The organism is Candidatus Thermoplasmatota archaeon (assembly GCA_038884455.1).
Lineage (GTDB): Archaea > Thermoplasmatota > E2 > DHVEG-1 > DHVEG-1 > JAWABU01.
The window spans coordinates 15,883-41,510 of the sequence record JAWABU010000007.1 but is presented as its reverse complement, the minus strand read 5'-3'; the positions used below and the strand labels follow the sequence as shown (position 1 = coordinate 41,510).

Here is a 25,628-nt window from a genome sequence, read left to right as displayed (position 1 = left end):
TATCCAAGCACATGCCTCAGGAGAAAAAGAGTAGACAAACAGAATTAGATAAACTCCATATGATTCTTGATAATCCTCGAAATCCACAGCTTGAAGATATTGGCCAGCACCTTGATCCTACACTTGAGTCGATTCGGCAACGACTCATCGGTAAAACATATTCTGGACAAGCTCGCACTCAACACGTTAAAACTAGGGGCTCCTCGTATCTTCAACCACGTGCAGTTATCCGTTCTCTTCAGCAACCGGATCAATATGATACTACTTCGGCATCATCGTTAGTTTCTCAAGTTTCTCAAGAATCACCACGTGCATCTCAATCATTTATTCACCAGCTCATAATTCAGCCGCAGGATCTCTATGAGGTAGAAAAAGTAGATGTCGTAACCGATGAGTTTGTTGAGGTTAAACCAAAAGGAAAACCTGAAAAAAAAGATACAGCTCCTGTATCATCCTTGAACGTAGGCGACGCTTTGCAACGAGACGTTGTTGATGAGCGCATACGTCCGATTCTTCAGTGGGAGCCTGTGCAGACCCTACCTGCTCAGCAAGAGAAACCACTTCCAGAGAAATCTGATGTGATTGATTTTGAATTAGTTCAAGAAACAGCAGCGTCACTCAATCAAGATGGAGAAGTATCATCCCCTGAAGTTCAGCCGTCAAAATCAGATATAGAACAATCTGATCACCAAAGAAAAAACCGAAAGGAACGTCGACGGCTGAAACGCGAAGAAAAAGAAGCACGGAAACGAGCAAAACAACAAGAAAAACTGGTAAGAAAACAAGAAAAGCAGCAAGCCTTGGAACGAAAAAAACATACCAAAGAACAGCAGGCATTGCAACAGCAAAAACTCAAAGAACTCCCGGAAACCCAACTTACGTTAGAGCAAACACCGAGTGTGAAAAATTTTGTTCAGGATATTTTTAAGGAAATTAGTTGTATTGATGAACACACTGCAGAACTTCTCTATCGACACGGATTTTTTTCAATTGATAATATCAAAGATGCATCGATTCAGGATCTTGTTGCTATTCCTGGAATTGACAAAAAAACTGCAAAGACAATCAAAGATGAAGTCGACATGTTAACATCGGGAAAAAAAGAACCTGACCTCCAGCAGCCCAATAAAAAAACAGTACAGAAGATCAACGTAAAAAAACCATTCGCTGACGAATTTACCGAATGGGAATCTCATGAGATACCCACCTCAAAAACAATAGAAACTGCTGAAGAACCGTATGTCTATGATCAATACACGTTATATAAAAAAGAAATTGAGGCTGCAGATGGTAAAAAGACAACGATCCATTTCTTCAGTAAGGACCAACCAGATCAGGGAATCCCAACAAGTCTTCCTAAGGGATACAGTGTTGAACTCAATAAAAAAACAGGACTGCCATATCTGAAAAAACAGAAAGAGGAATAATTTTTTTGTGATTCTTAAAGGCAAACATTCATATTTTATGATGCTTTTCCCGTAGTTCTATGTCGTGGAATGGTCCTCTCGAAAAACTCGATCAATTTCGTTTTCGAATTCCTCAATCATATCGCGGTGAGCAAGGTACGCTTTCGATGAGGACACAAGCGGTTATTTATGCTCATGATGACATGATCCCAGCGATTCGGAGTGACAACGCGTTGGAACAAGCAGCAAATGTTGCTATGTTACCCGGTATTGTTGGGTCGTCATTAGCGATGCCTGATATTCATTGGGGGTATGGTTTTCCAATTGGTGGAGTTGCAGCAACCCATGCTGACGAAGGTGTTATTTCACCAGGTGGTGTTGGATATGATATTAATTGCGGCTGTCGATTAGTCAGAACAAATCTTTATCATAAGGATCTCGATCATAAAACCATTCGATCTCTCGTTGATACATTATTTGTAAATATACCTTCAGGTCTTGGATCAACAGCAAAAGTACGTTTGACCCATAAAGAACTTGAAGATGTTCTTCGTTTCGGTGCACAATGGGCTGTTGACCAGGGTTTTGGTTGGCATGAAGATATAGAATTTCTTGAAGAGAACGGTTGCCTCCAACATGCAGATATCCAAGCAGTATCTCATGAAGCAAAACAGCGAGGAGCTCCCCAGCTTGGTTCGCTTGGTGCAGGGAATCATTTTCTTGAGATTCAACAGGTAGCTGAAATCTATGATGTGAAAGCAGCACAAGCCTATGGAATTAGCTCACCAGGTCAAATCATGATCATGATTCACACAGGATCTCGTGGTTTTGGCCATCAGGTATGTACTGATTATCTTCAAATTTTGGAACGAGCAGTAAAAAAGTACAATATTGTTCTTCCTGATAAACAACTCGCCTGCGCTCCAGTTCATTCAAAAGAAGGTGAACAGTATTTTAAAGCAATGGCGTGTGCTGCGAATTTTGCCTGGTGTAACCGTCAGATGATTGTTCATTGGATTCGAGAATCTTTTGAAAAGATTCTTCATCGAACTGCTGACGATTTAGATATGCATATTGTGTACGACGTGTCGCATAATATTGCAAAACTTGAAGAACATACTGTTGATGGAAAAAAACAAAAGGTGTATGTTCATCGAAAAGGTGCTACTCGATCATTTGGTCCTGGGAGTAGTGACATACCTCAGAAGTATCGTGCGGTTGGTCAGCCGGTTCTGATTCCAGGAGATATGGGGACTGAAAGTTATGTTCTCCGGGGAACAGGGACCATTGAAACGTTTGCTTCAACATGTCATGGTGCAGGACGGCTGCTGTCCCGTCATGAAGCATTAAAACGCTGGCGTGGAGAACATATCTTGAAAGATTTGCAGGAGAAAGGCATTTATGTACATCCTGCGAGTTTAAAAGTATTGGCTGAAGAGGCACCAGGTTCATATAAAAATGTACGTGAAGTTGTCAATGTTGCGCATGGTGCTGGTATTGCATGTAAGGTTGCACGGCTCGTCCCGTTGGGTGTAGTGAAAGGATAACAAGCCGTGGTTACACCAATTAGATTTAAAAACTAGGAAACATATTAAGGTAAATAGAGTTAGGTGGTGTAGTTCGTGGAAGATGTTGAAATCGTCGATTTTGAACAATATGATCTTACGAATGCAACAGTAATCGCTGGTTTTCCGTCGATTGGTCTTGTTAGTACGATTGTTGCCAATTACCTGATTGATGCGTTGGGTTTGAAACAGGTTGGTGCGTTGAACTCTCCGTATTTTCCGACACTTTCAGTAGTTCATACTGGGGAGCCCTTGTCACCAGTTCGTATCTATGCTGGAGGACTATCAAATGGTCAGAAAATCGCTGTTTTTGTCTCTGAGTTTAAACCAAAGCCAAACCTCATTAATTCATTGTCAAATTCAATTATGAATTGGGTAAAGAAGAAGAACTGTCGTCTTCTGATTTCACCGGAGGGTATGGTTGTTGAAGGAAAATCTGCTGAAGAGGAAGTAACAGTTGAGGCATATGCGATAGGATCAACAGAGAAAGCACGGTTAATGCTCCAGGCACATAATATCGCTCAGTTTAAAAATGGTATTATTGCTGGTGTTTCCGGAGTTCTTCTGAATATCGGACGGCAGGAAAAGTTTGATGTGATTTCGATTCTTTCTGAGGCACATCCAAATTATCCTGATGCACGTGCAGCTGCTTCCGCGATTAACGTTATTGCAACGTTGATCGGTGTTGAGATCAATGTTGGTCCGCTTTACGAGGAAGCAGAACGGATTGAAAAGCAACTTCAGAAGTTCCATAAACAGGCAAAACCTGTGGTTTCTGCAGCTGGTCCAGCACCACAGCCAAGTATGTATGGATAATACAACTATCCCTATTTTTTCCTTTTTTTACACTACATTTAAAAATCGACGTTCTATGCTTCTGAGGAGCGTATGGATAAAATACCATTAAATCACCCACGATATCATTCTTTGATGACTCGAGAAAAAATCGCCCGAGGTATGCGTGCTGGTTTTGTTCATGAAACCGGTTTGATCGCCCATGGCCGTGGTGAAGCGTTTGATTATCTTTTTGGGGAGCAAACCCAATGGTTTGCAGAACACGCAACAAAGACGGCAGCAGCATGTCTTCTTTGTGCCCATCATCCAATAATTTCAGTGAATGGCAATGTGGCAGCATTAGTTGCTAACGATATTGTTCGTCTATCAAAGATCATTCCAGCGGGTCTTGAAGTAAACCTTTTCCACCGGACGAGAAAACGGGTGAAAAAAATTATACGTCTTTTACACACGCAGGGTGCTTCTTTTGTGTATGGTTTAGCAGAAGATGCGCGGATACCGCACCTTGATCATGATCGAGCTATCTGTGACAAACAAGGTATTTTTTCTGCTGATGTGATTTTAGTTCCTCTTGAGGATGGTGATCGATGTCAGGCATTGCGGGCTCTGGGTAAGGTTGTGATAACGATTGATTTGAATCCGTTATCGCGGACGGCAAAAACCGCCCATATTACGATTGTTGATAATGTTACTCGAGCTGTACCAAACCTTATTCGTTTCGTTAACGAATTGAAGTCAACTTCACATGAAGAGCTTCAAGTCATGGTATCTTGTTGGGATAATCAAAAAAATCTTCAGGATTCTTTGTGTTTTCTGTCACAAAGACTAAAAACAATTGGTGAATACCCTGAGTAGAGAGATAGTATGATTCGAACGCATTATTCAAAGGCAATTACAAAAAAAGACTATAACACAGTGGTTACTGTTGCTGGATGGGTTGAAGAGGTTCGTAATCTTGGTTCCATTGCTTTTGTCATTCTCCGTGATCGTTTTGGAACCCTGCAGCTGACGGTTCTTAAAAAACAAACTCCTGAGCTTTTTACTCAACTGGTTGGTTTGTCTCGTGAATCGGTTATTCGTGTTCAAGGTCTATGTAAGGAAAATGAAAAAGTACGCAATGGATACGAAATTTTACCAGATCATCTTGAAATATTGTCGGTTGCTGAGACACCATTGCCACTTGGTGTTGTTGATAAGGTTGAGGCTGATTTTGATACCAGACTTGATAATCGGGTTTTAGATTTACGAAAGCCAGAGATTCAGGCGATTTTTACAATCCGTTCAGAGATCCTCTCAGCGGCACATAGCTTCTTGCATGAACATGATTTTCTCGAAGTTCATACACCAAAGATTATTGGGAGTTCTTCTGAGGGGGGAACTGATATGTTTTCAGTTCGATATTTTGAAAAAAACGCATTTCTAGCTCAATCTCCTCAGTTGTATAAACAAGCATTAATGGCCACTGGTTTTGATCGTGTCTATGAGATTGCTTGGTATTTCCGTGCTGAAGAGCATAACACCCGTCGGCATTTGAATGAATCAACTGCTGTTGATATTGAAATGGCGTATATTGAAAATGAAGAAGAGGTTATGGGTATTCTTGAAAGGTTAGTTCAGGCGATGTGGCAGCGTGCACATGAGTGTACCCGTGAGCTTGATGTTCTTCGAAAAAAACTGACTGTTCCTGAGATTCCGTTTCGTCGGATTCGGTATGATGATGCAGTTGATCAGCTTCAGACGCATCATTCACCAATTGTCTGGGGTAATGATTTGACCACTGAGGATGAAAAACTCCTTGGTGAGCTCATGCAAAAAGAAGGTACTGATTTTTATTTTATTACTCGGTATCCTCTTGAATGTAAACCGTTTTATACGATGCCTGAAGGAAAGAAACATTCACGTGGTTTTGATCTGGAGTGTAAGGGTGTTGAGCTTGCATCAGGTAGTCAGCGTATTCATACGTTACAGCTTCTTGAAGAACGTATCTGCGCCAAAGGGCTCAATCCCGATGATTTTTCTGCATATCTTCAATCATTTCGATTTGGTATGCCTCCCCACGGTGGTTTTGGTTTTGGAATTGAGCGTTTTCTCATGGAATTGCTTGATATTAAAAATATTCGTGAATGTATTTTGTTTCCGCGTGATCGGACACGAATAACACCTTGATTTTTACTCCTTTTTTTGTTTTTTCTTCTGTAAATTTATTTTTATTCATTTGTAGAAATATTTATAAGCTATAAAATTAACCATATACTATAAAAGATGTTGAACGAAAGTGATGGACATGGGTCGCGAAAATATCTGGGCATGGCTGCAAGTAAATGGAAGAATCTTCAAAGTTATCTCCGATGCTGAGAAAGGAATCATTGAAGTTTTTGATGATAACGGAGAGTTACTCATCCGAAAAATCAATTTAACACGGGAACAAGTCCATCTTGTTGAACAAAATTTTTTACATCACGTTGCTAAGAAATTGAATAACAATCAATCGGTTCCTTCGAAACAGAATCAAGATGTGACGTTTGATCCAATGGTTGGATAGGACATACTCAGAAATTTGTCTTATCGACATTGTAGAAACTAAAACTTAATATATGTACTTCTTGATATCAACTTTGTATGGAAAAAAAGATCATCTTTTTAGAACTTCCGGCTGATGTTGTTCAAAAAATTGATGAGCAAAATCATCTTGGAACAAGGTCGCTTTTTGTCTCAGAGCTTATCCAGCGGCAGTTGCAGGATACCATGCCGAAGATGCAGGCAACTCCTGAGATTCCAACGAGTATGCATGCAGGGGAACTTGCCCAGCGGACTCCTGGTGAGATTAGTCTTGTTGATAGTAGAGGCATCTCTCTTGGTACGTTTAACATTAACACTGTCGAAGGTTTCGAGGCACTCGGGAGAAAGATTTGTGAGCTTTCCGATGATCCTATTGTTCGTATGAAAGCTCGACGTTGGCGGTAAATAGCTATTTTGACTTTTGTTCATACCTCTGCTCCATTTTTTCTCGGTTAATATTTTATAGGACCAAAGTATTTATAGAATGACACTATGAACGGTTAACAATGGATGGGATGGTGTGAGGTGAGCAAAGAACCTGATATTGTTCGAGAGCTTCGACTGCAAGAACAAATGCAGGCACTTCATAATTCAATGCAGACGAATTCCTTCTTGGAACACAAGGAACACAATGGTGAACAAGATACTTATCATCTTTTTTCTGAAATCGAACACATTATTCATGATACAAGTCAGTATCAGATTGCGCATGAGCATGATTCTGATACTCCCGCAAGCAGATTGACCAATATCGAAAAACTTCTCTATGAAATTACAAGCGATTTAATGGTTTATCTGGATGCACGCGGCCGTGTGATCATGGTGAACCCAGCGGCACGGACGTATTCTGGTTTTTCTGATAGGGAAGTGGTTGGTCAGCCTTTCTGGAGAATCCCTGGTTTGTTACATGGTAACCTTCTGTTACTTGCTTTGAGAATTTTTAAAAACGTTCTTCTTGGTCAGCATCTCAAAAACGTTCCCGTTGAGTTCTATGATAAAGAGCAGAGAAAACATCTTCTAAATGTTTCTACCTATCCTATAAAGGAAAATAATCGCTTACGGTTTATTCTTGTTGTTGGAAAGGACATTACATCTCAGCGGGAGGATTTGGAGAAATTTCGAAATCTCGTTGAACGGGCGAACGATGGGATCCTCATTATTAAAGATTCAATCGTTCGATACGTCAATCCCCGTCTTGCAGAGATGTGGGGTGGTACTGTTGAAGAGATTATTGGAACCTCTTTTCTTGAGTATGTTGATCCAACAGAGCGAAAAAAAATTCTTCAGTACTATAAACAACGACTCGAGGGACGTTCTGTTCCTGTAACGTATGAAACAGTTCTTATTCGTAAAGATGGGAAAAAGGTATATGCAGATATTAATGCTGGTTTGATTCCATATGAAGGTGGCAATGCTGATTTTGTTATTATTCGTGATAAAACTCAAGAGAAAGAATCTGAAAAGAGAGTACGTGAGAGTGAACAACGATATCGGACAATTTTTCACCATGCAGCAGATGGTATCATAATCCTTGACAATAAGAATACTATTTACGATATCAATCAGACGGCATTAGAGATTAGCGGATATTCTCGTGAAGAACTTGTCGGTAGAAACATACGGTCATTATCAGATATCATTGAAAAAGGAACTTTTTTTACGATGATTCAGAATAATATTAAGAGAAAACTTGGTATGTCTGTTGATCCTTACGAGGTAAAAATTATTACAAAAAAAGGAGATGTTCGGGATGTAGAAATCAATGCAGTTCCATATACTTTGGAGAATGGAACGCAAGGATTACTTGCGGTTTTACGGGATGTTACTCAACGGAAAAAAGCTGAAGCTACACTCATTGAAAATGAAGAGAGATATCGTTCTCTTTTCGAACAAACCTATGATATGATTCAAAGTGTTGATCTGCAGGGGCATTTTATGTATGTTAACCCTGCGTGGATGGCAATTCTAGGATATTCAAAAGAAGAGTTATCGAAACTTGTTTTAACTGATATTATCCATGCGGAAGATCTTCCGAAATGTGTCGAGTTGTTCTCTCGTGTTCTCGGCGGAGAAAAAATTCAACATATCGAAACGAAGTTTATTACTAAAGATGGTGCTGCTGTTCTTGTAGAAGGAAACGCAATTCCAAGATATTGTCGTGGGAAAGTTATTGGTACTCAAGGAATCTTTCGTGATATAACTCAAAGAAAAAAAGCAGAAACTGAATTGAAAAAAAGTGAAAAAAGATTTCGTGATCTTGCTGAACTTCTCCCTGAGTCAATCTTTGAGTCAGATCTTCAAGGGAAAATAACGTATGGTAATAAAAAAGCGTTTACACTTTTTGGATATGAACCATCTGATCTTGATAAAGGATTATATATTACTCAGCTTCTTGATCCAAAAGAACTACAAAAATTTAAAGAAAACTATTATAATACTCTTTCGGGGAAAAGTTCTCACGGAAATGAATATATTTTTGTTAAAAAAGATGGAACAAAAATTCCAATGATGATCTATTCAGTACCAATCTATGAGGACACTAGCGTAGTTGGAACACGCGGTGTTGCTGTTGATTTAACTGAATTAAAAAAAGCATATACTGAAATTGAACAGTTATTAAAAATGAAAGACGAATTTATCAATCAGCTTGGCCATGATTTAAAAACTCCGTTATCCCCGTTGGTTAACCTACTCCCTATGGTACTTGAGCGGGAACAGGATGCAAAATCACGGGAACGATTACAAGTTGCAATTTCATGTGTCAATTATATGAAGGACCTCGTAGTAAAAACCATTGAACTTGCAAAACTTAATTCTGATAAGATTGAGTTTGAATTCGAAACGGTTGATATCGGTTCACTAGTTCAATCTATTATCAATCGTGATAAGTATCTTTTTGAAGGAAAACAAATTACCATTGAAAATCATATCACGTCTCCATTGTTGGTTACTGTCGATAGATTACGCATCGAAGAAGTGTTTGATAATCTACTTTCAAATGCACGAAAATATACTGTTCAACATCCTGGAAAAATCATACTTCGATCTTCAATAACTAACGACACTCTCACCATCTCGGTTACAGACACGGGTGTTGGGTTACGAGAAGATCAACGCGAACTCATCTTTCAAGAATTTTACAAAGGTGATTCATCTCGTCATGAGCTTGATTCAAGCGGTCTTGGATTGTCTATTACAAAACGCATTATCGAAAAACATGGTGGAAAGATATGGGCAGAAAGCCCAGGAATTGGAAAGGGGACAACGATGTTTTTCACGTTGCCCATGAATAAAAGGAAAGATACATAAAGGAGACAGCGGATATCAACGTTTACGGAGATGGATGTAGTGTGACTAAAAAGATTATGATTGTTGATGATAGTCGTCTCATTACGTATACTGTGAAAGATGGACTTGAAACGCTTGATCCAAACTATACGGTTATTGAAGTTGACAGCGGGAAAAAATGTTTTGAACTCCTTGAAAAAAACAAAATACCCGATCTGATCCTTCTCGACATTATGATGCCTGAGATGAACGGTTGGGAAGTGTATAAAAAACTTCGAAAACATGAATCTTGGAAAAAAATCCCAGTGGCGTTTCTCACTGCTAAAACTGATAATTTCAGCCGTGGTTTTGGGAAGATTCTTGGAGATGCGTATATTGAAAAACCGTTTGAGATCAAAGATTTAAAACAACGTATTGACAAACTTCTTGAGAAGCCGTACGAACTTTCAGAAACAAAATTAAAAATCATCGAAGATGTTTTAGAACACATCCCTGATGCTTAGCAGGACGTACCTCTTTGAACCGAGATATTCTTCCTTTATTGTGATATTTTTGTTCTTTTTATTAGATACATCCTTATATAAATAAACTTTATATAACCATCATTTCATATCATGTCTATAGTAAATCATTCTGGAGAAGGATGAGAGGGCTATCAAATAAACAACAAGAGTACAGATGGGATGTATGGTTGTCTGTAGATTTGATAGAGACGTAAATTAGGGAAAGAAGTACAGCGTAGATATACTTAAAAAATAATTTTTTCTCGCCGTTCTCCGTAAAAAGAAAAAACAAATAGAACATGAGGAGAGAAATTATGGGAAAATGGAATGATATGAAAATAAGTAAGAAGCTGGTGATCGGATTTGTGACCCTAATCGTATTAACTGCAGCAGTTGGTATCGTGGGATATAATGCGCTTGGTACGGCAGCGTTAACTAGTGAAACAACGAATGATGCAGCGTGGATTGTTGCTGATACTATTGAACTTCGAAGGCAGGTCAACAATTACATGTTATATGGTGAGGACGTCTATGTTACCAATGCAAATAAACAGCTGACAACGATTAGTGATCGAATAACTGAAATGAAAACAATGATTATTGATTCGCAGATACAAGGAATTCTTGATGGAATGGCAACGCCGCTTGCAAATTATAAAACTCATCTTGATACCTACATTGCTAAAACAGAATCAAATGCCAATGAGGTTTTACCTGAATGGACTGCTATAGGAGCAGCGTTCAATGCTGAGATTGCAAAAATCAGAACCTTAACAACACCTGGAAGTACTGTAAGCGAACAATCACATGTGGTTGAAGCTAAATTCATTTTACACCGGGTAGCAGCTCTCGACTATATTAGAACACCTACTGAAGAGAAATGGACCGCATTTGATACAGCAATGACTGCAACACAAACTGAAGCAGCGAAACTTTTAACTTTAGCTGCAGCTGCAGGAAACACAGAACTTAAAACAGAAGCAGATAACGTTGTAAATCATATTTCTCGATATTTAGCACAAGCAAATATATATCATCAAAATGAAGTCGCAAAAGCAGCCGCCCTCGAAGGTATGGTTGAAGCAGGCAGCAAAATCATGGGAAGCAGTCAGCAAGGAGATACCTATTATGGCGGTGCGTATCTGATCGTATCGATTGCCCATGAGCAACAGGCAGCAGCACAACTCCAGGCAAACATGATGATCATCGTATTTCTTGGATTATCCATAGCAATAGGTGTGATTCTTGCATGGACCATTACCCGTTCAATCACCAAACCACTTGCAACCATCGGCAGCGAACTCAAACAACTTGCAGAAACCGGTGATCTCTCAAAACGATGCAGTATTAAAAGTACTAATGAAATCGGTCTTATGGCAGCATCGTTAAATGAGATGCTTGATAACGTTGCTCAACCTGTCGCGCAGATAGCAACTTCTGCAGGTTATATCGCTCAAGGAGATCTCACGCAGGATATCGCTGTTGAGGGTGTCAAAGGCGATGTAAAGAAACTTGCTGATGGATTTAAGACGATGCTCGATGGACTTCGAGAAACGATAACTGCAGTTAAAAATAGTACTGAGCAGGTTGCAAGTAGCGCTGAAGAACTCTCCTCAAGTGCAGAGGAAGTCAATGCAAGTATGGAGGAAGTTTCAAGTACCATTCAACAAGTCGCAACAGGTTCACAGAACACAGCAAAAGACTCAGAGACCATGCTTCGACAAGCTCAGCAAGCAGGAGAATCCTCGGCGAAAGGTCAACAAGCCGCACAAGACGTTAGTCAAAAAATGGAACTAATTAAGAAAACCACTTTGGAAGGTGCTCAGAAAATTGCAGCGCTTGGTGAAAAATCCAAGGAAATCGGACAAATCGTCAACACCATTAATCAGATCAGTGAACAAACCAATCTGCTTGCATTGAATGCTGCAATTGAAGCAGCACGTGCTGGCGAAGCAGGTCGTGGTTTTGCCGTCGTTGCTGATGAAGTCAGAAAACTTGCGGAGGAGTCAAGTCAGGCAACTCAACAAATCTCCAACCTCATCCAAGGAATTCAAGCAGAAATCGAAAGCGCGGTTCGCAGTATGGGCGAAAATACGAAACAAGTTGAAGAAGGCGGAAAAGGTGTCGCTGCAGCAGTCGCCGCATTTGAACTGTTGCCAACAGTGATTAATGCAGTGAACAAATCAGCTCAGGAAGTCGGAGCGGTTGCACAGGAAAACGCAAGCGGCGCTGAAGAAGTCAGTGCATCAATTCAAGAAGTCACCTCGTCAATGCAGCAGGTTTCCAGCGCAGCACAACAGATGGCATCAATTGCCAGTGATCTCAAAAACATCGTTTCAAAGTTCAAGCTCGATGGAGAAAAAACAACAACATCTACTTCGTCGTGGGAGCATAAAAATACGTCTCCCACCACAACATCATCACCGGTGTCATCATCGCAGCCAGTCGTACATCAACCTGTGAAAAAAACTTTACTGCATCATCGGCAGCAGCAGGAGAAACATTGGAAAAGCAATCCTGCTGCTGAAGCATCAACTGCGGTCGAGACTCCGAAGAATCCTGAGATTAAAAGTTAATGGTGCAAGGTGACTGAGAGGAATAGATATGCCTGTTGGAACTGAAAGCAACACAACGAAAAAGTCGTTTAATGAGCAGCAGTTGGTGGTGTTTGAGCTCGCTGGCGAAGAGTTCGGGGTGAATATCAATAAAGTCAAAGAAATCATCCGCTGGGAAGAAGTAACCCGTATTCCAAATACACTTCCTTTCATTAAAGGAGTGATTAATCTCCGTGGAAATATTATTGTGGTCAATGATCTTGCGATGAAGCTAGGATTGCCGTCGAAACCGGTGGATGATGATACGAGGATTTTGGTGGTTGAGGTAGGGAATAATACGGTAGGTATGATCGTGGATAGTGCGACTGAAGTACTACGACTTGAAGGTGAGAAGATTCGTGATGCGCCGAGTATGATTACGAGCAGTATTGACCATAATTATATTGAGGGTGTTGGTATTTTGGATGAGAAGCGTTTGTTGACGTTGCTTGATTTGAGCAAGGTTCTTGAATCAAAGGATTATGAGCAGATTTGGCAAGCGCAGAAAACTGCAGAGCAAAACCTTAAAACACTCGAAGAAAAAAAATCTGCTAGTTGATAAGATGGGTTCGCTATGGCTTTAATGAACTGGGATGCATCATTTAGTGTTAACGTCAAGGAGATCGACATCCAACATCAAAGACTCGTAGAAATGTTAAATCAACTCCATGAACTGATGAAAGTCGGTCAAGGAAAGACAGCTATAGCACCAATTCTTGACGAGCTCATCACCTACGCTGGAACACATTTCAGCACTGAAGAAAAATACTTTGATCAATTCCGTTTTTCAGAAGCAGTACGACATAAAGCAGAACATAAACAATTCGTCCAAAAAGTCCTTGCGTTCCAAAATGATTTCAAAACAGGAAGAACAGTATTAACTATGGATGTAATGAATTTTCTCAGAGATTGGTTGGTAAACCATATCAAAGGAACCGATAAACGATATTCACAATGTTTCAATGAACATGGGTTATACTAAGTAATCCACTGCTTGAAACATATATCTCTACATATAAATTGAAAAATAGGAGGACGTATGCCAACAAATATTGAAGTCCGAGAAGCACTCATCAACTGTTTTGTTGAGGCACATAAGGAATTTATGAAAAAAGGAGCTGAAGCAACCGGAAAACCAGTCTCTGAAGAAGAAATCAGAAAAAATACAAAAATATTAGTTAAACAAGCATTCAACCGTGTGAATGCTGACTATGACCACCCAACAAAAGAAGACATCATGAAAGTGATGGGCGTACTTCAAGAAAAAGCAAAAGCAGCCGGCCGAGACATGAGTATCATTCAAAAACATGCTCGCCAGATGATGGAACTGGTCAATCAACTGTAATTTTTTATCTTATTTTTTTATTTTTGTACATGAAAATTTTTTCATATATCAGTATGACCATGGTGATGCCCAAGTAAATGATCACGTTCATGTTCTAAGAACTGCACAACCTCTCGAAATGATTCTGTATTTTTCCATGACGTTTTCACGAAACAAATTTTACGATTTATTTTTTTAATATCATCGATATACTGCTCCTCATCAAAACCAACAATCTCAGCTAAATCATATTTTGATATAACCACGACATGCGCATCCAGAAAAATATACGGATATTTTTTTGGTTTATCGCTTCCCTCTGGAGTTGAACTTACAACCATGTTGATATGCTGACCAATACGAACACCAGCAGGACACACCAGATTACCAACATTTTCAATAAAAAGAAATCTTTTATTCTTCAAATCCAAATCAAGCAGAGCTGTATGAACCATCGACGAGTTCAAATGACACCCGCTATGCGTGTTAATCTGAACTGTTTCAATCTTTCTTTTTTCAAGTCTTTTCTTATCAATATCGGATTCGAGGTCACCTTGAATTACTGCAACACTCGACACTTCAAGAAAATTCAAAACCCCCTCAATCACGGTTGTCTTCCCGGAACCAGGAGCACCCATAATATTCACACATAAAATCTGTTTTTGCTGTAAGCTCCGAGCAATCTGATCCGCAAGAATATCGTTAACTTCAGTCACCGATCGGTTAATCGTGACCCTCTTAGGCTCACCGTTATGAATCTGACAACCACAGTCCTCGCACATATACAAAACCCCTTAGGATTCAATTTCTCGAAGGATTACTTCTTTTCCCTGTTCAATAGTAACATCAGTTGAATAACATTTCGGACACACCAGCATGCATACATCATGTATAATACTTTTTTTCCTACATTGCTTGCAAACTATCTTTCCAGGTACTTCGTGGATGTAGAGTGTTGATTCTTTCAGTATCAACTCCTGTTGCTTCAACAGATCAAAATAAAACACCAAAGAGTCTTTACTATATGACGTAAACATACCAAGATCAACAACGATTTTTTTCGGGCGAGCAATGTTTCTTTTTCTACATTCGGTAACAACCATTTGAATTAAATTTGTCGTCAATGGAAGCTCATGCATAAGTATATCCCTTAACAGATCCTTGGAACAATTCTACCACTGGGCATCGGGAGAATTCTTGTACCTAGGATACTTTGAATGATAATATGACTTCCTTTTGTAATCCTGCCGCAAATCGCAGCATCAGAATTAAAATCTTGTAACTTTTTTTCAACCCTGGAGGCATTTTTTTCTGAAGCAACGCACACAAAACGACCTTCACAGGCAAGTTCGTACACGTTTACCCCTAAAAGTTCCGATACCTTTTTCACTCCTGGTTTCACGGGAATGCGTTCTTCATCAAGCACCATGCCAACCTTGTATCTCTGAGCGACCTCATGAAGTGACGACGCAAGACCACCACGGGTAGGATCTTTTGCAACTTTAATCAGCGGAAGAACACTGCGGATTTCTTCGAAAATCGGCTTCGAGTCAGATACAATCGTCGTTTTATACTGAAAACGCTTTGAAAGTAACGCAACCGCATGTTCACCAAGACCACCAGAAATAATAATCTTATCGCCAGGGTTTATTTTTTTTATCAGCATCTCTTTTTTTTTCACAAGACCAACACCAGCAGAATTAATTACAATCTTATCAATAGTTCCTTTCTGCATCACCTTCGTATCACCAGTAACTACAGGAATCTTTGTTTTCCCAGAGAGTCTTTTTATCGTTGAGATGATCTTTTTTAAATCCTTTTTTGGAAATCCTTCTTCAAGAACGATGCCAAGAGAAACGCCAATCGGCTGTGCACCGAGCACCGCAAGATCATTAATCGTACCACAGAATGCAAGATGTCCAATGTCACCTCCTGGGAAAAAAATCGGATCAACAATAAAAGAATCGGTTGTAAAAACGAGACTTCGTGACATATCAAGATCAAAACTTGCAGCATCAGTATCATAATTTTTCCATTTTCCCCGATAGGAAAAACCATAACTTCGAATCAGCTCATGCATCTCTCTGCCGCCAGAACCTTCTGCTAAGGTGACTACATCATCATTCATACAAAACACCTTTAGATTACTTTCCATATCGATAATAAATCGCACAACTTCCTTCAGCCGAAACCATACATGCTCCTTGAGGATTCTTCGGTGTACACTGTTTTTTATACAACGGGCATTCGGTTGGCTCGATCAGACCACGCAAGATGTCGCCACAACGACATGGAGTTTTTTTCGATGGAAGTACATTTTTTATTGTATCATAATATTTATGTTTTGCATTCAACGTAGCATTTTTAACCTCCAAACCAGATTTTGCTATAACTCCAAGTCCACGCCATTCACTATCAACAACAGTAAAATATTTTTTTAACAACAATCGAGCATTTTTATTACCCTGTTGCCGTACGACTTCAGGATACCCGTTCACCACGATCGGTTTCTTATCACGGATAAGTTCCAGAAGAATACGAATGGATCGAAGAATCTGCTCAGCCGAAAAACCCGCGATAACCTGAGGGATTCGAATCTTAGTATACGGTTGTATTCCGATAATCGTTGAAACATGACCTGGATTAATAAAACCATCCACCTTCAGATCACCTGATGCAAGCATCTTCAACGCTGGCGGAATCAATTTATGAGCAGAATACACGCAAATCTTTTTGTCTAGGAGAAAAGCAGTCATTGGTGCTGTTGTTTCAAAACCAATCCCGAAAAAAACAATATCCGGATATTTTTTCTGCAATTCAACAACTTCAGAAGCTGAATACACTTCAAAAACCATACCAGTTTTCCCACGAATCTCATCCAAACTCATTTTATTTCCTGGTACTCGAAGCATATCTCCATACGTTGCAATCGGAATACCATGACGTGCGCATTCTACAATACAATCGATATCATGCTGTGTCGTTACACACACGGGGCATCCGGGGCCAGAGATTAACCGAATGTTCTCCGGAAGAATATCACGGATACCATACCGTATAATCACATTGGTATGACCACCGCAGATCTCCATCAACGTTACCTCTCGTTTAATCTCTGAGGCATACCGATTAATATGTGTAATATGATTTTTCAACAACTCTTTTTCGTTCATTAAAATTCAAATCCTATATCAATATAATATCATGTCAGGCAATGAGAGAACAACATCCGTTTCTTTAATTTTTTGAATCAATCTTGCTGTTCTGAAAAAATTAATCAACACCTACAAATATCAACCTACTCTCCCCATGTACAAAATATTTATTGAAGGCGTCGTCCAAGGAGTCGGATTCAGACCATACATCTACCGAAAAGCACATTATCATCACCTTGTTGGATCAGTTAGAAATACAGGAAACGGTGTAGAAATCATCATCAATGATAAACATTTCATGAAAAAACTTACTGATCTTCCGCCACTTGCAACCATCACCAACTATACGATCACAAAAATCTCATCAAAAAAACGATACACCACCTTTTCAATACTGAAAAGCTCAGCGTCATCAGGAGAAACAAGTCTCCCGCCAGATATCTACCTCTGCGATGACTGCAAACACGAACTCCATGATAAGAACAACCGGCGATACCAGTACTATTTCATAACCTGTACCAACTGCGGACCACGATTCTCCATGATCGACGACTACCCGTATGACCGACCAAATACCGCCATGCATACATTTCCCATGTGCCACGAATGCAGACAAGAATATACAGATCCACTCAATCGAAGATATCATGCACAAACCATCGCCTGTAAAAACTGCGGCCCGAAACTCAAACTCATCCACAAGAGAACCACGGCCACTAATGACTTAAGCGAACCATCAGATATCAAAACAATACGCAAAGCAGTCACTCTTCTCAAATCAGGAGAAATACTAGCAATCAAAGGTATCGGCGGATTTCATACCTGTTCACTTTGCATCCCAGAAGCAGTATACAAAATTCGCACCCTTTTTCATCGACCACACAAACCCTATGCTATCCTGGTCAAAGATCTTCATATGGCACACCAGATCGCCCAGCTATCACCTCTTGAACAACAACTCCTTCAAAGCCCCCAACGACCAATCGTTGTCGTGGCTAAAAAAAACAGAGCGCTCTACCAAGAAATATCAGAACTTGACTCCATTGGCATTATGCTCCCCTACACTGCACTCCACTACCTTCTCTTTGATCATCTCAACGAACCGTTGGTCATGACTTCATGCAACATGCCTGGGGAACCGATAACAACAACAGAAACCATTGGATCCTATTTTTTAACTCATGAACGCCCCATTATCAACCGCTGTGATGATTCAGTCCTCAAAGTAGTTAACAACCATGTTTTCTATCTTAGACGATCTCGAGGATACACGCCACTTCCCATTCCACTTCCTTTGTCTTGTCATGATACCGTAGCACTTGGAGCAGAACTCAACAATGTCATCTGTACCGCAAAAAAACACCGCGCCTTCCTCTCACAATATATCGGCGATACATCAAAATATAAAACCTATCAATTCCTCCAAAATGCTGTTAACAAAATGATACGGCTCACTCGATTAAATCCAAAAATAATAACCTGCGATCTTCATCCTGCCTACTCGACGACACACTATGCTACAGATCTGGCAAAAAAATATCATACACCACTGATTCAGATACAACATCATAAAGCACACATTGCAAGTGTTGCTGCTGAATATAACCTTACTGATTATGTTGGAATCGCAATGGATGGTCTTGGCTATGGAGATGATGGAAAACTCTGGGGTGGAGAAGTTTTTCTCGTACAAAACCACATCAACTTCACTCGAATCGGCCATCTTGAAGAACAACCACAACTCGGAGGGGATACAGCAACAATATATCCAAAAAAAATGCTCTTTGGAATACTCTCAAAAATACTCTCAGAAAAAGAACTCAGAAAACTTCATCTTTTTCCACAAAAAGAAACAAACCTCTATATACAACTTCTTAACAATAGCTACAATATTCCATTCACTACAAGTACTGGACGCATCCTAGATGCAGCAGCTGCATGTCTTGGACTTTGCGATATAAAAACGTATGATGGCAGACCCGCAATGCTCCTTGAAAGCACCGGAACGACACCAGTACCTCTTCGTCCAATGTACGTACAAACCGATCAAACAATGGTTCTGAAAACAACACCTTTATTCGAATTTCTCCTAAACGATACCACCAACGATACAGGAAAAAAAGCTGCAACCATACAGCACTACCTTGCAGAAGGAATATACAAAATAGCAAGCAAAACAGCATACAAAAAAAACCTTCCGATTGTTTTTTCTGGTGGCGTTGCATATAACCGCATGATCGCATCCTACATGATTTGCCATGGTGTACTCATCAATAAAAATATACCCTGTGGTGATGGTGGTACCTGCTATGGACAAGCATACTTAGCAAACAGAATATATGAACACGAAAATCAAAACTAATACCTACCATCAGATTCCAAACCAGTGACTTATAATACTACCTATTTGTTCTGCTGTTCTGATTTCATGATTGATACCTACCGGGCATACTGCATTGCATGCAATGCATCATTTACGGTTACCTATGGCCGAAAAACCGATACCATTGTTTATGAAATATACTCGTGCTCGTTTTGCAGAAATCTTTTCTCACTCGAAAATACAGCAGAACTCAAATGCCCAAACTGTGGAAACCAAAAACTTGTTATCTACAATATGCATAAAAAAGAAAACATCGCTTACTACCAAAAAATGCTGGAGGAAGGATTCCTGAACAAGGATCAATATCTACAACTTACTTCATATTGGAATACCATACGAAATCATACCTGTCCCGTCTGCGGTAAACAAACCCTCCGATGGAGGTTACACCAAAACAAGTCTTAAATACAAAACACCGTTTTCCTCTGCTTAGGGATCCTTTTTATGGCCGACAACACCCAAAAAATACTTGAAGCGCAGAAAATAATCAAAGAAATGCAAAAAATCATGGAACTTCAACAATCAGACCACACAGAACCAAGAACACAATCGATTGCACAATCACCAGCAGCACCCATTCAAATACCTGAACCATCGCACCCGCATCAACACTCAACTATGATACTTAACCATCACCAACGCTGGACAGAACAGTCAATAGTTTTCTGTGACCTCTGTAAAAAGGAGATGCAACTTGGAAAAAATCTCTCAGGGTTAATTGTCGAAAACACTTTTTTTGCTTGTGAAGAGTGTTGTACCAAAACGCCACATAACGATATGGTAAAATGGGCACAATCAAAAATGCTCAATAAGAACACCGTCCGCCCAATCGGATTATGGCTTACTCAGGAGACCAACAAACAAAAAACCATTCTCTTTAAACCGTAATCCATAGTACTTCGTTACTTCGAATTATTCTCTAGCAAACAGTTATCCAAACTATTTTTTCCTCTTGGAATATCAACATATAAATAGATGTATTTCATTAACGATATGATTTGAGCACGATACGAAGAAGAGGTGAGATGGGAACAAAACGAGGATAGGTATCCTTAGCTCATAAAGGTATATTTTCGCGAAACCAAGGGAGTATGACTGAAGAACAAGTTGTTCTACCAAACACATACATAAAATACATTTCTCCAGTATCAGATATAAATGATAAAAGAAATGATCAAAGTTGGAAAAACGGATATATCATGCTTACCAGCATACGGTTGATTTTCATCCCTGAGATTGACAACAGACCAGCTGAAGATAAAGCGATAAGCATTCCGCTTTCCATGATTACTGAGGTTGACAAAAAAATAGATCTTTGGAAAAAGATCGTTGGAACTGCAAAAATACTTCCAATCCATCATCAAAACAATAACATCGAAGTTATATCACTCATCTCAACATCAAAAGAAACTGCAGACCTCATCAAAAAACTTCTTTTTATCCTTATCCTCAACGGTTCTGATATCGACTACGTATGCCCATTTGCACTTGGAGGAAAAATACAACTTGATAAAAAACCAGTTAACGGAAAAATCTACATTGACGAATCAAAAGTACTTCTGGTGAGTGAATGGCTTGGAAAAAAACAGATTGAAGAAATCGACCTCATCCATATCAATGATTTTCAAACAAGCCCCGATAACAGCTCAGGAAAAGGTATAGCATCACACACCTTAACCTATCTCAAAGATGGAACTTTAATTTCAACACTGATCACTGCACCCAATCGAATTATTCACTGTCTTGATAAATACGTCAAACTTATCAAAGGCGTTATCGAAACAGAGGAAGAAGCAATTAGCCTCGATGAAAAACAATTCATGCTCCTCCAGATGATGTACACTAGTGACATTGATGCACCAATGGCTATGGAAATGCTTGGCGTCTCCATGGAAGAACTCGAAAAAGTTGTCCATCAACTCGTTCAAATGAAAATTTTACGCACCGTTAATGAAAATGAAGTTGAAATAACAGAACTTGGAACAAAATACATTGTTGAACAAATGAAAAAAGCCTTAGCAAAATAAACACCTCTCTTCAGGATAGAAAGTTTGATAAATAGAAAAACAAATACAAGAAAAGAAAAACTCAATGATGAGGAGGGAAACATGGGAAAAAGAATCATGCTTGTAGACGACACAAAATTTATGAGAATGATGCTTGCAAATATCCTTAAACCCAAGGGATATGAAATCGTCGCAGAAGCAGAAGACGGTCTTGACGCCATTGAAAAATATAAACAATTTAAACCAGATCTTGTAACCATGGATATCGTCATGCCACATATGGAGGGAATCGAGGCGGTACGAAACATTATATCCACCGTAGACAGCAACGCAAAAATCATCATGGTTACTGCAGTTGGGCAAGATACGAAAGTTAAAGAGGCAATCGAAGCCGGCGCAAAAGGATATATTGTTAAACCATTCCAAGCACCTCAGGTTCTTGAAGAAGTAGAAAAAATCCTTGGTTAATGAATCCGTTAAGAGAGGAGATGCACTCTGTGTCGATACGAGCACTTGTTGTAGATGATTCAGCATTAATGCGAAAACTGATTAGCGATATTCTTCGAACTGATCCAGCAATCCAGGTCGTTGACACCGCACGAGATGGACAAGAAGCAGTCGAAAAAACCCTCCGATTACAACCTGATGTTATCACCATGGACGTAGAAATGCCGAATATGAATGGCATTGACGCAGTCAAATACATCATGGAAAAACAACCAACACCTATAGTCATGCTCAGTGCTATAACAACCCAAGGAGCAGAAGTAACACTTGATGCACTCCATGCAGGAGCCGTAGATTTCATCCCTAAACCGTCAGGTTCGATATCTACAGATATCGCAACTATTGGAACAGACATCATCGCAAAGGTAAAACAAGCAGCAGCGACAAAACACAAATTCAAAAAGCCGCTGCTTTCACTTTCGTATACAAAACCAAAAATCAATGTACTCCTCGTCGATGATTCCTACTTTTTTGCAAAAACACTTACTGACCTCATCAATCGAGAACCAGATTTACATGTCATAGACTATGCGCAAAACGGACAGGAAGCAATAGAAAAAGTCCAGAAAAGTCATCCTGATGTCATCATCATGGATATCGACATGCCCGTCATGAGCGGCGTCGATGCAACGTTTAACATACTTAAGCAACAACCAATACCAATCATCATTTGCAGCAGTCGCACAAAAGAAGGAATGAACGATGTAAAACTAGCTTTAGAACTCGGTGCAATCGATTTCATCCCAAAACCAACAGAAAATATGTCGATGCATTCAGTTGCTCCTCTCCTCATAAGACGAATCCGAGAAGCAGTTCGACAAACTCCCAAAAAAACAGAAGCAAATACCATTTCGACAACAACCGAAAAAATACTTCTTATTGGAACATCAACCGGAGGACCCCAAACACTCGCTTCACTGATACCTCAGATACCAGGGGACATTCCTGCAGGTATCCTGATCGTTCAACATATGCCTCCAGTCTTCACCAAATCATTAGCTGATCGTCTTGACAAAATATCTCAAATTCGAGTCAAAGAAGCAGCAGAAGGCGATGAGATTCTTCCAGGAAAAGCACTACTTGCTCCTGGAGATTTCCACATGACTGTCTACGAAAAAACAGTTAATGGTATCAAAAAACGATTTGTTTCTCTTAATAAGGAAGAACGAATTCATGGCGTGCGACCTGCAGTTGATATCACGTTTGCTTCAGCAGCGAATGTCTTCGGAGCAAACACAATTGGTGTGATACTCACGGGCATGGGACAAGATGGAGCTCATTCTATGGGCCTGATCAAAGCAAAAGGAGGAAAAACAATCGCTCAAGACGAATCAACGTCAATCATTTTTGGCATGCCTGATGCAGCAATTAAACTGGGCGTCGTTGATTCAGTACTCCCGCTTGATCAAATACCTGCTCAGATTAACGCTTACCTTAAATTAATGACGAAACCAAAAATTATGGAGGCCGTCTAATATGGCCGGAAACACACAGGAATATAAAGAAATGTTTGTGGAAGAAGCCCGCGAACATCTCCAAACACTCAACCAGTCATTACTCGATTTTGAAAAAGATCCAAAAAATAAAGATGCTCTCAACAAAATTTTTAGAGCAGCGCACACCATCAAGGGAATGTCAGCAACACTCAACTATGATAAAATACAAAAACTGTCCCATAAAACTGAAGATACCCTCGATCTTATCAGAAACAACAAACTTGAAGTCAATCCACAAATCATTGATCTTATCTTCAAATGTTTTGATGGTATCGAAAAAATGGTCGAAGATATCGCAGCACAAGATATGACCGAGTATGATATTCAAGGTCTTATCGCCGAACTGGAAAAACATACTCAAACCAATCCAGTACCTCAAACCACAGATCATCAACAAAAACCTCAACCACAAAAACCATCTGAAACAACAATATCTCTAGATCAAACGTTCCAACAACAAATCATAACAGAACTTAAAAACGGAAAATACGCCTATAAAATATCAATCACTGTTGACAAAACCTGCTCGATGAAATCCATCCGTGCATTTCTCCTTCTGAAAAAATTATCTGACGAAGGAAAAATTGTAACGTCAAAACCTGACCGGCAACAAATAGAAAACGGCTTGTTTGACGATAGTTTTGAAGTGTACTATACTTCAAATGAAAATCCAGACGCAGTACAACGGATTGTTAATTCAGTCTCAGAACTCGCAGTAAAAACAGTTACTCCGCTCAGTTACACCAATGATAGCCTTCAAGTGATTCCTCCTGAGAAAAGTCAAGAAAAAATAGAACAGCAACCAGCACCACTGCACCAAGCTACTTTTCAATTAGGACAAGATCAAACTGTCAAAAAAACTGAAGAAAAAACAAAAACACAGACCCAAACGACCGTTCAAACGATTCGAATCGGGATGGATCAACTAGATAAATTTATGAATCTTATCGGAGAACTTGTCATCAGCAAAGGACGACTTGCTCAAATCGCCGCTGATCATAAACTCGAAGACCTCTCAGAAACGATTGACACCATCGATCGACTAACAACAGAACTCCAAGATAAAATTCTGCAGATACGGATGATACCGATGAAGCATGTCTTTGATCGTTTCCCTCGAATGATCAGAGATCTCGCACGAGACAATGGAAAAAAAGTAAACCTGATCATTACTGGGGAAGGTATTGAACTTGATCGGACGATTCTTGATGAAATTGGTGATCCACTTGTTCATCTCCTGAGAAATTCCATTGATCATGGTATTGAACCACCAGAGATACGACGACAAAGCGGAAAACCTGAAGAGGGAACAGTTGAACTTCTTGCTGAACGTACACGAAACCATGTAGTCATCACGGTTCGCGATGATGGAAAAGGAATTGACCCGAATGCTATGAGAAAAGCCGCAGTTAAAAAAGGATTAAAAACACAAGAAGAAGTCGATCAGCTTGATGACAAAGAAGCACTTAACCTTATGTTCTTACCTGGTTTGAGTACTGCGGAAAAGATTACCAATATCTCAGGAAGAGGCGTTGGTATGGATGTTGTTAAATCAACTATTGAACGACTCAATGGATCTGTTGAAATTTACTCAGAACTCGGGAAAGGAAGTGCATTTTTACTTAGACTGCCGCTTACACTTGCGATTTTCAAAGCACTCTTTGTTGGCGTAGGACAAGAAACATATGCTATACCGATAAATAATGTCTCTGAAACCATCAATTTAAATCCTCAAGATATACAATATCTCAACGGACGTCCAGCGATTCTTCTCCGGAATGATATTTTACCGCTTGTCTCTATGACGAACATACTCAACGTTCCCCGAGAACAACAAACTAAGACGACGATGTACGGTGTTGTTGTTCAAAAAGAAGATAAAAAAATCGGTCTCATTGTAGACCGCCTGATTGGTGAGCAAGAAATTACCATAAAAAATATCAGCACATCACTGAAAAAAACAAAAGGAATCGCAGGTGTTACTATAACTGGGGATGGGCGTGTAATCCTTGTTATTGATGTTAACACGTTAATTGATTAACAATAT

General features: G+C 39.6%; 24 protein-coding genes. 20 read left to right on the top strand and 4 right to left on the bottom strand.

Features of this window, described 5'->3' with window-relative positions:
- The first annotated feature begins 11 nt into the window (after positions 1-11).
- From QXL17_02300 to QXL17_02240, 13 genes are all read left to right on the top strand, one after another.
- Positions 12-1,427, top strand: a complete 1,416-nt coding sequence (locus QXL17_02300) for a helix-hairpin-helix domain-containing protein (protein ID MEM4257966.1) — start codon at positions 12-14, stop codon at positions 1,425-1,427.
- Positions 1,428-1,486: 59 nt separating this feature from the next.
- A complete protein-coding gene (locus tag QXL17_02295; protein ID MEM4257965.1) occupies positions 1,487-2,953 on the top strand; it encodes an RtcB family protein in 1,467 nt (488 codons plus the stop codon).
- Between the two features lie 75 nt (positions 2,954-3,028).
- A complete protein-coding gene (locus QXL17_02290) occupies positions 3,029-3,787 on the top strand; it encodes a PAC2 family protein (protein ID MEM4257964.1) in 759 nt (252 codons plus the stop codon).
- Between the two features lie 72 nt (positions 3,788-3,859).
- Positions 3,860-4,621, top strand: coding sequence for a 4-phosphopantoate--beta-alanine ligase (locus QXL17_02285; protein MEM4257963.1), 762 nt, complete (start codon positions 3,860-3,862; stop codon positions 4,619-4,621).
- A 9-nt stretch (positions 4,622-4,630) separates the two neighbouring features.
- Positions 4,631-5,932 (top strand): aspartate--tRNA(Asn) ligase, encoded by a 1,302-nt coding sequence (gene aspS / locus QXL17_02280; GenBank protein MEM4257962.1) that lies wholly within the window; start codon positions 4,631-4,633, stop codon positions 5,930-5,932.
- A 118-nt stretch (positions 5,933-6,050) separates the two neighbouring features.
- A complete protein-coding gene (locus tag QXL17_02275) occupies positions 6,051-6,308 on the top strand; it encodes a hypothetical protein (GenBank protein MEM4257961.1) in 258 nt (85 codons plus the stop codon).
- Between the two features lie 77 nt (positions 6,309-6,385).
- Positions 6,386-6,730, top strand: a complete 345-nt coding sequence (locus QXL17_02270) for a hypothetical protein (GenBank protein MEM4257960.1) — start codon at positions 6,386-6,388, stop codon at positions 6,728-6,730.
- Between the two features lie 105 nt (positions 6,731-6,835).
- Positions 6,836-9,634 carry a PAS domain S-box protein gene (locus QXL17_02265; protein MEM4257959.1) on the top strand — a complete coding sequence of 933 codons (2,799 nt, stop codon included), beginning with the start codon at positions 6,836-6,838 and terminating at the stop codon, positions 9,632-9,634.
- 41 nt (positions 9,635-9,675) lie between these two features.
- On the top strand, positions 9,676-10,116 hold the full coding sequence (locus tag QXL17_02260) for a response regulator (GenBank protein ID MEM4257958.1): 441 nt from the start codon (positions 9,676-9,678) through the stop codon (positions 10,114-10,116).
- Positions 10,117-10,430: 314 nt separating this feature from the next.
- Positions 10,431-12,692, top strand: coding sequence for a methyl-accepting chemotaxis protein (locus QXL17_02255; GenBank protein MEM4257957.1), 2,262 nt, complete (start codon positions 10,431-10,433; stop codon positions 12,690-12,692).
- A gap of 28 nt (positions 12,693-12,720) precedes the next feature.
- Entirely contained in the window at positions 12,721-13,269 is a 549-nt protein-coding gene (locus QXL17_02250) for a chemotaxis protein CheW (GenBank protein ID MEM4257956.1), read from the top strand.
- A 15-nt stretch (positions 13,270-13,284) separates the two neighbouring features.
- On the top strand, positions 13,285-13,692 hold the full coding sequence (locus QXL17_02245; protein ID MEM4257955.1) for a bacteriohemerythrin: 408 nt from the start codon (positions 13,285-13,287) through the stop codon (positions 13,690-13,692).
- 57 nt (positions 13,693-13,749) lie between these two features.
- The gene (locus QXL17_02240) at positions 13,750-14,055 is read left to right on the top strand and encodes a hypothetical protein (protein MEM4257954.1); all 306 of its coding nucleotides are present in this window, start codon (positions 13,750-13,752) and stop codon (positions 14,053-14,055) included.
- Positions 14,056-14,096: 41 nt separating this feature from the next.
- On the opposite strand, the gene hypB is transcribed toward QXL17_02240, so the two are convergent.
- The 4 genes from hypB to hypD are packed head-to-tail and all read right to left on the bottom strand — an operon-like array spanning position 14,097 to position 17,207.
- Positions 14,097-14,816: a hydrogenase nickel incorporation protein HypB gene (gene hypB, locus QXL17_02235; protein MEM4257953.1), complete on the bottom strand. Its 720-nt coding sequence runs from the start codon at positions 14,814-14,816 to the stop codon at positions 14,097-14,099.
- Positions 14,817-14,828: 12 nt separating this feature from the next.
- Entirely contained in the window at positions 14,829-15,173 is a 345-nt protein-coding gene (locus QXL17_02230) for a hydrogenase maturation nickel metallochaperone HypA (protein ID MEM4257952.1), read from the bottom strand.
- A gap of 11 nt (positions 15,174-15,184) precedes the next feature.
- Complete coding sequence (gene hypE / locus QXL17_02225) at positions 15,185-16,162, bottom strand: hydrogenase expression/formation protein HypE (GenBank protein MEM4257951.1); 978 nt, start codon at positions 16,160-16,162, stop codon at positions 15,185-15,187.
- Between the two features lie 16 nt (positions 16,163-16,178).
- On the bottom strand, positions 16,179-17,207 hold the full coding sequence (gene hypD, locus QXL17_02220) for a hydrogenase formation protein HypD (protein ID MEM4257950.1): 1,029 nt from the start codon (positions 17,205-17,207) through the stop codon (positions 16,179-16,181).
- A 136-nt stretch (positions 17,208-17,343) separates the two neighbouring features.
- Here hypD and hypF point away from each other — a divergent pair, with 136 nt between their 5' ends.
- The 7 genes from hypF (at position 17,344) to QXL17_02185 (ending at position 25,622) form a co-directional block, all read left to right on the top strand.
- On the top strand, positions 17,344-19,551 hold the full coding sequence (gene hypF, locus QXL17_02215; protein MEM4257949.1) for a carbamoyltransferase HypF: 2,208 nt from the start codon (positions 17,344-17,346) through the stop codon (positions 19,549-19,551).
- A gap of 66 nt (positions 19,552-19,617) precedes the next feature.
- Complete coding sequence (locus QXL17_02210) at positions 19,618-19,977, top strand: hypothetical protein (GenBank protein MEM4257948.1); 360 nt, start codon at positions 19,618-19,620, stop codon at positions 19,975-19,977.
- Between the two features lie 39 nt (positions 19,978-20,016).
- Positions 20,017-20,460 (top strand): hypothetical protein, encoded by a 444-nt coding sequence (locus tag QXL17_02205; protein ID MEM4257947.1) that lies wholly within the window; start codon positions 20,017-20,019, stop codon positions 20,458-20,460.
- A 203-nt stretch (positions 20,461-20,663) separates the two neighbouring features.
- Positions 20,664-21,599, top strand: a complete 936-nt coding sequence (locus QXL17_02200) for a CheF family chemotaxis protein (protein MEM4257946.1) — start codon at positions 20,664-20,666, stop codon at positions 21,597-21,599.
- 81 nt (positions 21,600-21,680) lie between these two features.
- Positions 21,681-22,046 carry a response regulator gene (locus tag QXL17_02195; GenBank protein ID MEM4257945.1) on the top strand — a complete coding sequence of 122 codons (366 nt, stop codon included), beginning with the start codon at positions 21,681-21,683 and terminating at the stop codon, positions 22,044-22,046.
- Between the two features lie 29 nt (positions 22,047-22,075).
- Positions 22,076-23,560 (top strand): chemotaxis-specific protein-glutamate methyltransferase CheB, encoded by a 1,485-nt coding sequence (gene cheB, locus QXL17_02190; protein ID MEM4257944.1) that lies wholly within the window; start codon positions 22,076-22,078, stop codon positions 23,558-23,560.
- A gap of 1 nt (position 23,561) precedes the next feature.
- Positions 23,562-25,622 (top strand): chemotaxis protein CheA, encoded by a 2,061-nt coding sequence (locus QXL17_02185; protein MEM4257943.1) that lies wholly within the window; start codon positions 23,562-23,564, stop codon positions 25,620-25,622.
- Positions 25,623-25,628: the final 6 nt, after the last annotated feature.

Excerpts from the sequence above, each read along its gene's own strand:
- hypB (MEM4257953.1), bottom strand. The coding sequence starts at position 14,816 with ATGTGCGAGGACTGTGGTTGTCAGATTCATAACGGTGAGCCTAAGAGG.
- hypD (MEM4257950.1), bottom strand. The coding sequence starts at position 17,207 with ATGAACGAAAAAGAGTTGTTGAAAAATCATATTACACATATTAATCGG.
- QXL17_02250 (MEM4257956.1), top strand. The coding sequence starts at position 12,721 with ATGCCTGTTGGAACTGAAAGCAACACAACGAAAAAGTCGTTTAATGAG.
- QXL17_02240 (MEM4257954.1), top strand. The coding sequence starts at position 13,750 with ATGCCAACAAATATTGAAGTCCGAGAAGCACTCATCAACTGTTTTGTT.
- QXL17_02205 (MEM4257947.1), top strand. The coding sequence starts at position 20,017 with ATGGCCGACAACACCCAAAAAATACTTGAAGCGCAGAAAATAATCAAA.
- QXL17_02275 (MEM4257961.1), top strand. The coding sequence starts at position 6,051 with ATGGGTCGCGAAAATATCTGGGCATGGCTGCAAGTAAATGGAAGAATC.
- aspS (MEM4257962.1), top strand. The coding sequence starts at position 4,631 with ATGATTCGAACGCATTATTCAAAGGCAATTACAAAAAAAGACTATAAC.
- hypF (MEM4257949.1), top strand. The coding sequence starts at position 17,344 with ATGTACAAAATATTTATTGAAGGCGTCGTCCAAGGAGTCGGATTCAGA.
- QXL17_02245 (MEM4257955.1), top strand. The coding sequence starts at position 13,285 with ATGGCTTTAATGAACTGGGATGCATCATTTAGTGTTAACGTCAAGGAG.
- QXL17_02255 (MEM4257957.1), top strand. The coding sequence starts at position 10,431 with ATGGGAAAATGGAATGATATGAAAATAAGTAAGAAGCTGGTGATCGGA.
- QXL17_02295 (MEM4257965.1), top strand. The coding sequence starts at position 1,487 with ATGTCGTGGAATGGTCCTCTCGAAAAACTCGATCAATTTCGTTTTCGA.
- QXL17_02195 (MEM4257945.1), top strand. The coding sequence starts at position 21,681 with ATGGGAAAAAGAATCATGCTTGTAGACGACACAAAATTTATGAGAATG.
- QXL17_02300 (MEM4257966.1), top strand. The coding sequence starts at position 12 with ATGCCTCAGGAGAAAAAGAGTAGACAAACAGAATTAGATAAACTCCAT.
- QXL17_02210 (MEM4257948.1), top strand. The coding sequence starts at position 19,618 with ATGATTGATACCTACCGGGCATACTGCATTGCATGCAATGCATCATTT.
- QXL17_02285 (MEM4257963.1), top strand. The coding sequence starts at position 3,860 with ATGGATAAAATACCATTAAATCACCCACGATATCATTCTTTGATGACT.
- QXL17_02270 (MEM4257960.1), top strand. The coding sequence starts at position 6,386 with ATGGAAAAAAAGATCATCTTTTTAGAACTTCCGGCTGATGTTGTTCAA.
- QXL17_02265 (MEM4257959.1), top strand. The coding sequence starts at position 6,836 with ATGGGATGGTGTGAGGTGAGCAAAGAACCTGATATTGTTCGAGAGCTT.
- hypE (MEM4257951.1), bottom strand. The coding sequence starts at position 16,162 with ATGAATGATGATGTAGTCACCTTAGCAGAAGGTTCTGGCGGCAGAGAG.
- QXL17_02230 (MEM4257952.1), bottom strand. The coding sequence starts at position 15,173 with ATGCATGAGCTTCCATTGACGACAAATTTAATTCAAATGGTTGTTACC.
- QXL17_02200 (MEM4257946.1), top strand. The coding sequence starts at position 20,664 with ATGACTGAAGAACAAGTTGTTCTACCAAACACATACATAAAATACATT.
- QXL17_02185 (MEM4257943.1), top strand. The coding sequence starts at position 23,562 with ATGGCCGGAAACACACAGGAATATAAAGAAATGTTTGTGGAAGAAGCC.